We start from the raw sequence: 12,714 nt of genomic DNA, 5'->3' as shown, positions 1-12,714 counted from the left end.
CTTGAAACAATTATCTTTTGCAGCAGTATTGTGTTTTGCTTTTTTTACTTCTTTCGCTCAATCGAAGGAAACCATCGCTTATCGTAAAGAGTCAGAAGAAATGCGTAAGTCGGTTTGGGCCTGGGAAGACCCTAAATTTAAAGTAAAAGACATCCCGCAGAAATATGCAAACGCATCAAAAATTATCATTGCTCATCACACAGAATTAACTGCAGACAGTAAATCATCCATTGCATTTTACGGGTTAGGGTTTGGCACAAAGCATAAACAAAACCTAACTGAAATAGTAAGAGAAGTTGTAAAACTGAATGATAAGAATGCGGTAACAGAATATTCAGAACTGAGTTTTACTCAATTTGAAAAACGAAGCGGTTTCTACACCTCAGATAAATCAAGCACTTACGTTGGAGTACGTGTGATTAAAGCAGATGGTACGGTAAAAGAAATTAATGCTGACGAAATAGTGCTGACAAAAGATGCCGCAAATGAAAAGCAGGCAAAACTTGCCATCCCGGATCTGCAACCGGGTGATATTCTCGACTATTTTTTTGCTACTGCTCAAAATACAACCAATGATTTTGCAACAAAAGTGTACACACTGCTCTTGTTTGATAATGCACCTGTGTTGAGTTATTCATTTCACAGTCAGCTTGGGAAAAAATTTGCGGTTGAATACCGTAGCTATAATGGAGCACCAGAACTTGCGATCAAAAAAAGCGCAGAAAGCGATATTGAAATAAGCGTGCAGAAAAATGATATGCCTCCTTTTGAAACAAGTCTTTGGATTTCTGCCACCAGGCAGTTGCCGTTTATACGTATGAATATAGGGCAGGGGTACAAAGGCATCGGTAGTGCGGCGTTGGGCATGAGCAGACCTGGTGAAATTAAAAAGATAGCAAATAGTCAAAATGCATTAGAGGAAAAATCCCGTGATTTTTCACAACAGTACTATAACGGCTATTGGATGCGGAGTGCCAGAGCTGAATACACTGAGATGGAAGCGTTGGCAAAAAGCAAGGCAAAGCAAATGGGCATCGATTATAAAACAATGAGCAGAGAAGAAAAGGCGGCGCTCTTATATTACACGGCCCGGTTTGATTGGTTCCTGCGTTTTTCGATTGATCGTTTAGATGCAAAAATGAATCTTCCATCAAGACGGTTTGATGGATTCCCATTTTCAATGTTTGCATTACTTAAGGCAGCAGACCTAGATCCTGCAATCATGGTGTATGAAGATCGCACAGGTTTTCGCATGAATGAAGCAATGAACGGAAGTGATTTGGGAGCAATTGCCTACTTGCCTGGATCAAATAAATATTTCTCATTTAACAGCATCTTTGATGTTCCCTTTACTGCACCATCGGCTGCAGAAGGTGCTAAAACAACTAAAAGTTTCACGTTCGATCATCCGGCCATGGTTGGGCCGGCTAAAGTACTTAATCTTACAGAAGTTGCACCGGGACCAAACGTAGCAACAAGTAAGTCGGCAGATAATGCAAGAATTGAAAAACTGCAGATATCATTAACAGCAGGACAACCATTGTTACAAGTAAAAAGAAATACAACATTAAAAGGTCATTATAAACTCGATGAACAAACCAAACTTGTAGTGTATCAGGATATCATGGACTATGAGTGTACAGTATTTAAACAGAAAGAGCTTTTAATTGACGAGCTAGCCAATTCAAAAACCGGGAAAAAATATATTAATGAAGTGAGAAATGCCTTTGCTGAAGCAAAGAAAAAGCAGAAGGATGCTTTTTTAAAAGAGGCAAAAGACTGGTTTGAGCAAGAAGTTACAGAGATGAAGGATTATAAAATTGAAAATCCGGGCATACGCCACACTGCACCTGATTTTGTATACAGTTCGAATTTTCAGTTGGGCGGGCTGATTAAAAAGGCAGGAAATAATATTATTGTTGAGATAGGAAAGATACAGGGAACGCCTCTTGTAATTAAAGAAGAGCAGAAAAAGCGGGCACTTGATGTATACATGCCTTTTGCAAGAAGTATTGAGTATCATTTGGAGATTGCAATTCCGGAAGGTTATACAGCTGAAGGTGTTGCTGCTCTTAATTCAAAAGTTCAAAATGAAACCGGATATTTTATTACCGAAGCAACCAGTAACGGGCAAACTGTTTCTGTAAAAATTATTAAGCATTACCTGAACAGTTATGAACCACTTCAAAACTTCGAAAAAATACTGGCCTTTGTAAACGCATCCAGCGAATGGACGAATGCAAAATTGTTGTTGAAGAAAAAATAGATTTTACAGATACGATCTGTTTTGCCTCTAAAAAGTATTGCGCAATGCCAGCTAAACCTTTAGCAAGCATTGCGCAATTTTTATATCAGCATTTTCTTTGAGATGATCGTGACGACATCTTAAAGCATCTTTACTCTTGAATCACTTATTTCTTCTTGTTCTTTTTTACTTTTTGCTTGATCTTCTTTGCAGGCAATTGAACAATAACCGTTTCGCCACGGCCTTTTTCATTTGCCCTGCTTTGAATGGTCCACAGATCAAGTTGGTTATCACCATCAACAACACTGCCACTGTAATCGCCCCAGGCTACACCATCAGCAGCGCCTGTTCCTTCACCAACACGAACTATTTCACGAATAGTGCCTGCTGCATCAGTTGCTTTGCGATACGCAAAACGTGGACTAACAAACATATTTGCATTTGCTTCCTGGAAACCGATGAGTACATCGTTGTTTTTATTTACTGCAAGCGTTGTTTGAATATAGTTTGTGGTGTCGCTTTTAACTAAACCTGTTTGCTGAATTGTTCCATCAGTTGCATTTACCTGGTGCCATTGCACTGCAGAACGACCTTCGCAATTAACTGCTTGTGAAAACCAAATGCTGCCGCTTTGTAACACAAGATTTTTTGGATTACGATCGCCGGAAGAAACTTTTTGCTGCGTATTGAATTGTGGTGATTGTGGTGGGCCGCCAACATATTTCAGGTTATGCGGTTTGCTGCTTACTAAAACGCAAACAGGTGTGCCATCGGCAGCTTCAGTTACACGACGTATCACAAATTTATCACGATCAATTTCGAAGAAATAGATATCATCTGTTGCATCTTGTCCATAAACAGGATGGCCAAGACTACCATTGAAATGATAAATAGTTGCCGGCTTGCCCGATTTTGCATCAGCCATTTTCAAAACAAAAGTCCGCTCTTCGCCACCGGGAAATGAATAACCGATCCATTTGCGGCTGTAACCAATACCACCACCATCAACACCTTTGGGTGCAGGAACAGGGTAGGTGTTCCAGGCAGCACGGGGATCGCTGGTTTCAGAAACCGAAATGTTTACCGGTTTTATTTTAGCCGAATCCCAATACACCCAAAGATCGAAACCAAATACCTGGTTATGCGCATCGAAGAAAAGCTTGGGGTCAATGCCATTATTGAAGCATTTCTGCGAGATGCCTTGCTGGTATTCACCTTTCTTATTATAGATCACTAATCCATTATTGGTGCCGTGGAGCACATAACCACCGCCAACTGCAATTTGTGGATCAACCTGGCGGTTGCCGTCCAAGGAACCGTCAAATACAAGAAAGCCATTTTCCAGGCGAGAGTTGCCGCCTTGCTTGCGCTCCGGGCATTGGCCATTGTTGTTGAAGCTGGTTTTGTGAATTGGGGAAATCACTTCTGTACGGGCAGGGCGCATTGAATCGGTTGTGCTTTGCGCTGTTACTGCACCTGATAAAGCGAGTAATACGATCAGGATTCTAACTTTATTCATTGGTTTTGAATTGTTTCGTACAAAGTAAACTGCATTTGAGATGTAAAGACAGGGGCAATCGTTTGCATGATTTTTACCGTTTATGGAAAAGGCAGTTGCCCCGGGTTTTCAGTTTCATGCAAAGGGCGCTAAGAGGCAAAGGAGCAAAGCTGAAAACGCACCTGAATTCTGAAAACTCTGCATGTGCGGCTTTTACGGCTAAATGCATTTCGGAAAGGAAAAATCCTTACTTTTGCGGCCGCCAAAGTTTCCAACCAAAGGTGCATTTGAACTGAGGATAGGAGGTTCGAAATTGATTGGCATCGTATGAGAGTATAATTATTACATATCAGCCCCCATCCTTAAAAGGATGTTACCTGCGGGCAGCATGTCTCCAAACCGGAGATATCAGTTCAATAGAATTCATAAAGTAAAAGAGTGCGACGCCGATGTGGTTGCACAGGATTACAAAAGACGATCACAAACATTATTCAAGATTTTTTAAACGATAAACATTCAAATTAAAACAGTCATGGCAGACTTAAAATTTCAGAGAAACTTTGGTATTGCGGCTCACATTGATGCCGGTAAAACCACAACTACTGAGCGTATCCTCCGCTATACCGGTATGATTCACCGTATTGGTGAGGTGCACGATGGTGCAGCTACAACCGATTGGATGGAACAGGAAAAAGAAAGAGGTATCACCATCACTTCAGCTGCTGTAAGCTGTCAGTGGAACTTCCCTACAGTATTAGGTAAGCAAACTCCAGATACTAAAAAGTATTCTTTCAACATTATTGATACTCCCGGTCACGTGGATTTTACTGTAGAGGTAGAACGTTCAATGCGTGTATTGGATGGTTTGATCGCTTTGTTCAGTGCGGTTGATGGTGTGGAACCACAATCTGAAACTGTATGGCGCCAGGCTAACCGTTACAATGTACCACGTATCGGTTTCGTAAATAAAATGGATCGCAGTGGTGCTGACTTCTTAATGGTAGTGAAGCAGGTACGTGAAATGCTTGGTTCAAAAGCGGTTCCTCTTCAATTACCAATTGGTGCTGAAGATGATTTTACAGGTGTTGTGGATCTGATCAAGATGAAAGGTATCATCTGGCACATGGAAACAGAAGGAATGACGTTCGATGAGATCGAAATTCCTGCTGATATGTTGGAAGAAGCACAAGACTGGAGAGCACAGCTTGTAGAAGCGGTTGCTGAATACGATGATCAGTTGATGGAGAAATTCTTCGACAATCCAGACAGCATTACTGAAGATGAAATTCACGAAGCTGTACGCAAGGCAACAATTGATCTTTCAATTGTACCAATGATGTGTGGTTCTTCATTTAAGAATAAGGGTGTACAAACTGCATTGGATGCTGTTTGCCGTTACCTGCCTTCTCCTTTAGATGTGGAAGCAATTAAAGGAACAGATCCTGATACAGGTGAAGAAATGACTCGTCAGCCAGATGCGAAACAACCATTTGCTGCATTGGCATTTAAGATCATGACCGATCCTTTCGTAGGTCGTTTAGCGTTCTTCCGGGTTTACTCCGGTCATCTTGATGCAGGTTCTTATGTGTTGAACGTAAGAAGCGGTAAGAAAGAGCGTATCAGCCGTATCATGAAGATGTTTGCAAACAAGCAAAACCCTGTTGACTTTATTGAAGCAGGTGATATTGGTGCTGCCGTAGGTTTTAAAGAGATCAAAACCGGTGATACATTGTGCGATGAAAATCATCCGATCACATTAGAGAACATGTTCATTCCTGAGCCTGTAATCTCTTTGGCGGTTGAACCAAAAGCACAAGCCGACGTTGATAAAATGGGCTTAGCGATTTCTAAATTGGTGGAAGAAGATCCTACACTGCGTGTAAAGACTGACGAAGAAACTGGTCAGACTGTATTGAGCGGTATGGGTGAATTACATCTTGAGATCATCGTTGACCGTATGCGTCGTGAGTTTAAAGTGGAAGTAAACCAAGGTGCACCGATGGTGGCTTATAAAGAAGCGTTCAAACAAAAAGTTGAACACCGTGAAGTGTTGAAGAAACAATCGGGTGGTCGTGGTAAGTTCGCCGATATCATTTTTGAAATCGGACCTGCTGATGAAGAGTGGTTGAAAGAAAACCCGGGCAAATCATACCAGTTTGTAAATGATTTGTTTGGTGGATCAATTCCAAAAGAATTTGTTCCTGCCATCATCAAAGGTTTTGAAACTTCAATGAGCAATGGCGTACTCGCTAACTACCCAATGGTAGATATGAAAGTGCGTGTGTTTGATGGTAGCTACCATGATGTGGATTCTGATGCAATGAGTTTTGAATTGTGTGCGAAGAGCGGTTTCCGTGAAGCAGGACGCAAAGCAAAACCAACCTTGCTTGAACCAATCATGAAAGTAGAAGTTGTAACGCCTGATCAGTACATGGGTGATGTTACGGGTGACCTTAACCGTCGTCGTGGTATGCTGGAAGGTATGGATACAAAAGGTAATGCACAGGTGATCAGAGCCAAAGTTCCTTTGAGTGAAATGTTTGGTTATGTTACACAGTTGCGTTCATTATCGAGTGGTCGTGCAACTTCAACCATGGAGTTCAGTCACTATGCACCTGCGCCAAACAACGTTGCCGAAGAGGTAATTGCGAAGGTGAAAGGAAAAGTGAGTGCTTAATTAAATTAAGTTGATTGAAATAGAAATCCCCCGAGTGATCGGGGGATTTTTTATTATGCAGCAGGTGTAAGTACAACAGTACCTACATCGGAAGGTTGCCCTGTTTGTACAACTACATTGGCAATTGTATTATCCTGAAATCCTGTTTTCGATAATCTAATGGAATAGTTTCCTGCAGCACCGGGTTTAATCATAAAGCGCCCTGTGTTAGATGAAAGATCAGACAAACCATTTCCTACGATTTCAACTTTTACATCTTTCAACGCTTTATTATCTGCAGCCGACACAACTTTGCCTTTTATTTGCGTGCCTGCAGCGCCTGCATCTATAATAACACGATTGCTTTTGTAGGCATTATAAAATTCTGTATTGGCAGTTTTAAATTGCACCGACAGTTTATCTAGCTGTTCTTTTATTAATTTGTCGGTTTGCTTCATTAGATTGGTAATGTCTTTTTTGTATGCTGCCCGTAAACTTACTGCATTGCGTGGTGAAGGAACTGCGGCTGAATAATTAGTGATGGCGTTATTAAATGCTGTGAGCGTGGCTGCGGTAATACCATAGTTGGCAAGCGCCGCCAGGTTTGAGTTGGCTGCATCGTGAATGTTTAAACAGGTAGGTGCAATCAAATCATCTTTGATGCGCAAAATTTCACGAAAAGAAAATTTTACCTGTTCTTTTAGTGTGTTGTTGTTTGTGGATGATGCAAATGCAAAAACGATGGCTGCAATATCAGCAGCCTGTTGTGCCAGTGATTCTTTAAGCGCCGATTTATCGGCAGTGATACCGGAAATAACCTGCACTTCCATTTGGGCTGTGGAAAGAATGGTGGAGATGTTTGCATTGAGAGCCGTAACAGCTGTTTGAAAAGCCGGCACTGTGGCAATGATGGCGGGGTTAGCATTACAATGGTTAGCAACTGCCCTGTACATGTTGAGCTTTGCTTCTGTTTTACGTTCCATGATGTTTTTGTTTTAAGGTTATAAAAAAATGACAAACCGAAACTAAAAAGTAAGTGAATGTTTGTCAATACAACGAAGCGGTAATGTGTTGCTTTTTTTTATAACTGCGTTTATTTTGCTCCGTTATGTGTAATTAGTGATTGATTTATTTTTTGAGTTGCTGTGATTTTTATTTTTACAGAACTGACATGACGACAAGTCTAAGCGCTTAGACGCAGCAACGAACCGACATGTCACTAATCCGATATTTATTGACAGAACAACTAAGTGCTTTGACATAATTGCTAAATGCATTGACGAATTAAGGAACAACCTTGACACAATTTTGAAGCAGCATGAGAGTTCGGTGAAATGGTCTGATGCTTTATTGAAACGACTTGACGAAGCAACGATATGCATTGACAGAGCCAAATAATGGTATTTAGAGATCAGTAAGTATGTTTCAGGAATTTTTGGCAGGAAATGTTGCCTGAATTTCGTTTGAGGCCCTGCTGTTGATGATTTTTGTGTGCCTACTGACTCCGAGGAGGTTTACAGCAGCCCCCCGACAGATGAAACCTGGCATAATAAACAAACCGCCACTTTTCGAGGTTCAGCCTTTGAACCAAAAGCAGCGGTTTATGCGTATATAAATAACAGGTACAGCAGTTTAAACGAAAGACTAATGAAAGATAGTAAAAATCCTATATGTTTTCTGCAATATATGTTGCATTTTTACTGTAGAATCAGTTGAATTTTTTTAATTAGCCGGCCGACCCTCTTTAGTGTTGGCCTTTTTCCAAAGACAATTGAAATGAAATTAACGAATGAACAAACAGACAGGCGGCAAATGAAGCGAACGGTAGTGGTGATCCTGTTTTTTTTCTTTTTATTCAGCATCATCTATTACCTCGACAGTAATTTTTAAACACAGCAAACAAAATATTTAAGAAAGGGATTGGTTTAGTTAAGAATAGTATACATCAGGTTTTTAATTCGTTTGGCCCTGTTCGATCTTAGTAGCCTTACTGAAGCTAATATCCCCGCTTAACAGCGGGGTTTTTATTGGCGGTACCCGTTTTTTCGGAGTCAAAGAAGTTGATCTGATTTGCAAAGTCGTAAAAGTCCTATTGGATTTTCCGTTTTTTTTGGGCATCTTTAAACTCATCATTGTCGGATTTTTTTTTAATAAAGAAATTCGAGCGGCCGACTCTTTACAGAGTTGGCCTTTTTTATGCTTTTTTCTGGTTGCCCTGATTGAAATTTAGCAAAATCCGGAACAATATTCTAAACTCAGGAGCCAGCTATAACAAATACAACAGGACCAACGGAATCAGAAATAAAAAAAGTCCCGCAATACGGGACCGAGGTAGGATGCATAATCACTGAGGGGGGTGAACATAGGCAACCATCCTTTACAAAAGTAACGAAATTAGTTTGTTACATGGTAGCACAAAAGTCAGGAGATTGTCAGCGTTCGCTTGTATCGTAACAAATTTCTTCCCACTCTTTTATCAGCTCTTTGTAGGTGTCGCTGTTTTGATAAATGAAGGAAATAAACTTCTTATTACACTTATACACATACAACAGGTGATCAAGATGCTCCCTGCAGTTAGGATGATTAAAAAGGTATAAACAGTCGCTTGCATTGCAACAATCTTCATTTCCGCATGAATTACAATCAGGACAATATCGGGTGTCATTGATGGGCGGGTGCTCGTTCATGGCTTTTATTTTTTTGATTTTTTTAAGGGCGCTATTTGAAATGTTCTTTTCTTAGCGTGTACAAATCATTATGCAAATTAATCAGTTCTGTGTCAAGAGCAGCAAGGTCATTAAAGGGAACGATGGTTACATTTCTTTTAACTCCTTCACTGGTGGTCCTGAAATTATAGAACATAATTTCATCACTATTTTGAAGTGTAACAGCATGAACCAATTGATTTCGGAGTTGCCTTAATTCATCTAACCTGTTCAAATTATTTATGAATGCATCAGCTATTTCTGATTCATTAAAATGCGAATTGATCTTACTTTTAAGTTCTGTTATTTTTTGTTTCAGATTTTGCTTTCCGTAGAATTCGGGGTAGTCGGGCACCAATTTTACATCTACAGCGATATTCGAAAGCAGAAAATCAATTCTACTTAGCGATACTGTAACACGTCCGATAATCTTATAAAAATCGTCTGTTCCCATTCTTTTTTATTTAATGAAAGTCTTTGGTATTCTTTCTACCGCATCAGGAACTATCCCGATGTAATAAATAAAAACTTCTGAAAAATGAACCCCGGGCTATAAATCCGGAACATATTCAGAAGTTTTGCTAAAGTTATGTATTTGCTGTTTGTTTACTGTGCGCTTTTTTCAACCAACTCTATTTCTTCCTTTGTTAAGTTGTATAATTCGTAGACAATTTCGTTGATACGTTGCTCACAAAAATCAATACGGGATTGGAGCTGGTCGATTTTGGTTTGGAGCGTTTGTTGATTTTTTGCTTCATTAAGTTCTAGGAGTTGATCAGTCAACTTGTTTAATTCGGTGATGTTTTTCTTATCAATAAGTGGGATTGGAAATTGTAAAATATCTCTAATCATTATTTGAGGAAAAGTATCATCATCACTAATCTGGAACTTTTTTCTAAAGTACCATCCTATTAATACTGAGTTCAGAATTGCTAAGATACTTTTATAACTAAATTCTTTGTCTGTTAGCTTTAAAACGAAAAGAAGCGTATTACAGTAAGATGTTTCAGCAACATACGTTGCAAAAAGTGTCTTTCCTGTTATTTTTCTGATGAGAATTTTTTCGCCTTCAAAAACAGAGGGGTTTCTGGGTTCTGCAAGCCATTCACCATAATTCAGCCAGTTATTTTGTTTCCAGAGTAATTGATATCTGGAAATATGTTTACCATCATAAAACGGAAGCCACCCTTGACCAAGATTTGTATCGGATGTAAAAGGCTTTTCATTTCGAATTTTTTCTGTTTGTTTTGGCTTACCCTTACCGACTTGATAAGCTTTGATCCCGTATAGCAAAATACCAACATCAGATATGTTTTTTTTGCCGGACTCTATTTTGGCAAGAAGCAACTTCTCTAATTCATCTGTTTGTAAGTTGAAGTTTTTTTCTTTAAACCAATCTTTTGTATTGACAACAAATTCCTTTGAAGGGTTATTGATTTCAGTAATAAGCTGTTTTTTCCCAAAGGTTTTTATAATAACATTTGATTGATGGAATTCGCTTGTGTACTCCTGTTTGTCTGTTAATAAAATAATTGTATCAACAGTTGCTCCAACAAATACATTTGAAGGAAGACCTATAAGTTGTTGGATTTTGGAATTTTGTAGCAGAAGTTGTCTTGCTGGTTGAGTGAATTCTAAATTTAAAAGAGTATCAGGAATTATAAATCCTAAAGCTCTTTGAGGTTTAAGAAGCTCTAAACCTTTCTCAATAAAAAGCAGGTAACTTTCACCTCTCCACACAGCTGTGCTATAAATATTCTTGAAATAAGAAAGTTCCGATCCTGAAAACAGTGCGCCGTACGGCGGATTTCCAATCACACAATCAAAACCACCTTGTTTAAATACATCGGGGAATGCTTTCTTCCAACTAAATGGTTTTACTTTTCTTTCTTCTCCAAAATCAAATTCTGTATTATAGAAATCAACATCAATTAAGCTGTTGCCACATTTTATATTATCATCAAGTGTCGGTAAGATGCGTTCGTGAAAAAGCCTGAGCTGTGTGGCAATACTGGCTTCGGTTTCGCCTTCCATACATTTCAGTAATAGGGAAAGCTTGGTTACTTCTACCGCATTTGCATCGAGATCAACACCGTAGATGTTGTTTAACAGGATGCGTTTCTTTTCTGCAGTGGTAAGGCTTCCATCGGGTGTAAGCGGATTGTCTTTACCGCCTTTACCCGGTTTGCCGTTATTGCTGTAGTAATCTTTATGCCAGTTGAGCAGGAACTGGTAAGCGCCAATTAAAAAGCTACCGCTGCCACAGGCCGGGTCAACAATTTTTAATTTATTGATGTCCTTCGGTGTTTTTCCTTCGGTGAGTTTACCCACCGTATTATTAACGATGTATTCTACAATGTATTCAGGTGTGTAGTAAACACCACCCGCTTTTCTTACCTCCGGTTTTTCTTCAATAAGGGCTTTGCCCGTTTTTGAAAGTGTGATGGTTTTACCCAAAAACTGTTCGTAAGCGCTGCCAAGTATCTCGACCGACAATACAGAAAATTCATACGGACTCAATGGATAATACAGATCATTGATTATTGTCTTGATTACTTTGTTATCAATTTCAATACTATCGCTGATTTTATCTTTCTTAAAATCGAACAGACCTGAATTGTATTTCTGATCGGCTGTATGAAACTGGCGCAAAAGATTCTGATAATAATCATCACCTTTCAATGTGTCTTTTAAGTTGCCGTAATTCTCTACGCTTCTGTCTTCTGCAATGCGTAGAAAAATAATGCGGTCGATGATGTGCTGCACAATAAAGTTGAGTTCATCTTCATCAATATTATTACGCAGGGCAATATTATTAGCCAGAAAGGTGCGCCAGCTATCAAGCGATTGCAGAAACTCATGGTCAACAGTGGTTGTTCCTTTTTTGTGCTTATCGCTCTGAATAAACTTATCAAAACTTCCTTTTAAAACTCGTTCCTTACTGAATGTATCCCAGATAAAATCAAACTCATTCAGGTAATTGGCGTAAGTGAGATATTTTAATCGTCCATTGCTGGCCTTATCGGTTGGGTTTGGTTTTTTGGTACAATCGTAAATGGCAAACTCTTCAAAGTCGGTGATAATGCTGATGGGAAGCTTTGCACTCCATCCGTAACGGCGTACCTGGTAAGCAGGTGTTATATCATCTTTAATCAACACGCTGGGCTTTTTTGCCTCAACAAAAAACAAACGCTTTCCTCCGCTTAAACGGAATGAATAGTCAGGTGCTTTTGTTGCTCCGCCTACTTTCACTCGGTCTTCATGTATTACTTCACGGTAGCTTTCTGCAAAACCATGTTCGTTGTCAACATCCCAACCCAATGCCTTAAAAAACGGATCAATAAAATCACGACGGGTTAGTGTTTCATTATAATCAGACCGGTGGTAAGATTCTTTTTGTTCGTGAAAGCGTTCAACCAATTGCAGGATTTTTTGAATAGCCGAGTCTTTAGTGGGAAAGTTCATAAGCAGTTTGGCAGAGTTGGTTGCCAAACGTTGTTTCAGCAAGGAGCAAAAAATTGGGTGCTCCTACATCTGAATCCTATCTACAGAAGGTACGACCAAGCACCTAAACAGAATTGAAAACAGCAAGGAATACACCCGTACGGGT

7 protein-coding genes are annotated in these 12,714 nt (G+C 39.6%); 2 read left to right on the top strand and 5 right to left on the bottom strand.

The features are described 5' to 3' along the window. Position 1 precedes the first annotated feature (1 nt). Entirely contained in the window at positions 2 to 2,266 is a 2,265-nt protein-coding gene (locus tag VK159_RS07640) for a DUF3857 domain-containing protein (RefSeq protein WP_324229537.1), read from the top strand. A 145-nt stretch (positions 2,267 to 2,411) separates the two neighbouring features. Here the strand turns inward: VK159_RS07640 and VK159_RS07635 are convergent, their stop codons facing one another. After that, positions 2,412 to 3,764, bottom strand: coding sequence for a hypothetical protein (locus VK159_RS07635; RefSeq protein ID WP_324229536.1), 1,353 nt, complete (start codon positions 3,762 to 3,764; stop codon positions 2,412 to 2,414). A gap of 511 nt (positions 3,765 to 4,275) precedes the next feature. Here VK159_RS07635 and fusA point away from each other — a divergent pair. Then, entirely contained in the window at positions 4,276 to 6,420 is a 2,145-nt protein-coding gene (gene fusA, locus VK159_RS07630; protein WP_324229535.1) for an elongation factor G, read from the top strand. Between the two features lie 53 nt (positions 6,421 to 6,473). Here the strand turns inward: fusA and VK159_RS07625 are convergent, their stop codons facing one another. The 4 genes from VK159_RS07625 to VK159_RS07610 all read right to left on the bottom strand — a co-directional run bounded on the left by VK159_RS07625 (position 6,474) and on the right by VK159_RS07610 (position 12,569). Further along, complete coding sequence (locus VK159_RS07625) at positions 6,474 to 7,382, bottom strand: carboxypeptidase-like regulatory domain-containing protein (protein WP_324229534.1); 909 nt, start codon at positions 7,380 to 7,382, stop codon at positions 6,474 to 6,476. Between the two features lie 1,449 nt (positions 7,383 to 8,831). Continuing rightward, complete coding sequence (locus tag VK159_RS07620) at positions 8,832 to 9,086, bottom strand: hypothetical protein (protein WP_324229533.1); 255 nt, start codon at positions 9,084 to 9,086, stop codon at positions 8,832 to 8,834. A 31-nt stretch (positions 9,087 to 9,117) separates the two neighbouring features. After that, positions 9,118 to 9,558, bottom strand: a complete 441-nt coding sequence (locus tag VK159_RS07615) for a hypothetical protein (RefSeq protein ID WP_324229532.1) — start codon at positions 9,556 to 9,558, stop codon at positions 9,118 to 9,120. Positions 9,559 to 9,710: 152 nt separating this feature from the next. Continuing rightward, on the bottom strand, positions 9,711 to 12,569 hold the full coding sequence (locus VK159_RS07610) for an Eco57I restriction-modification methylase domain-containing protein (RefSeq protein ID WP_324229531.1): 2,859 nt from the start codon (positions 12,567 to 12,569) through the stop codon (positions 9,711 to 9,713). Positions 12,570 to 12,714 lie beyond the last annotated feature (145 nt).

Origin of the sequence: Lacibacter sp. (assembly GCF_035299325.1) — a bacterium.
Classification (GTDB): Bacteria; Bacteroidota; Bacteroidia; order Chitinophagales; family Chitinophagaceae; genus Lacibacter.
Note: the sequence above shows the minus strand (reverse complement) of the source record. Positions and strands in the feature narration are given on the sequence as shown.

Excerpts from the sequence above, each read along its gene's own strand:
- VK159_RS07625 (WP_324229534.1), bottom strand. The coding sequence starts at position 7,382 with ATGGAACGTAAAACAGAAGCAAAGCTCAACATGTACAGGGCAGTTGCT.
- VK159_RS07635 (WP_324229536.1), bottom strand. The coding sequence starts at position 3,764 with ATGAATAAAGTTAGAATCCTGATCGTATTACTCGCTTTATCAGGTGCA.
- VK159_RS07615 (WP_324229532.1), bottom strand. The coding sequence starts at position 9,558 with ATGGGAACAGACGATTTTTATAAGATTATCGGACGTGTTACAGTATCG.
- VK159_RS07620 (WP_324229533.1), bottom strand. The coding sequence starts at position 9,086 with ATGAACGAGCACCCGCCCATCAATGACACCCGATATTGTCCTGATTGT.
- VK159_RS07610 (WP_324229531.1), bottom strand. The coding sequence starts at position 12,569 with ATGAACTTTCCCACTAAAGACTCGGCTATTCAAAAAATCCTGCAATTG.
- fusA (WP_324229535.1), top strand. The coding sequence starts at position 4,276 with ATGGCAGACTTAAAATTTCAGAGAAACTTTGGTATTGCGGCTCACATT.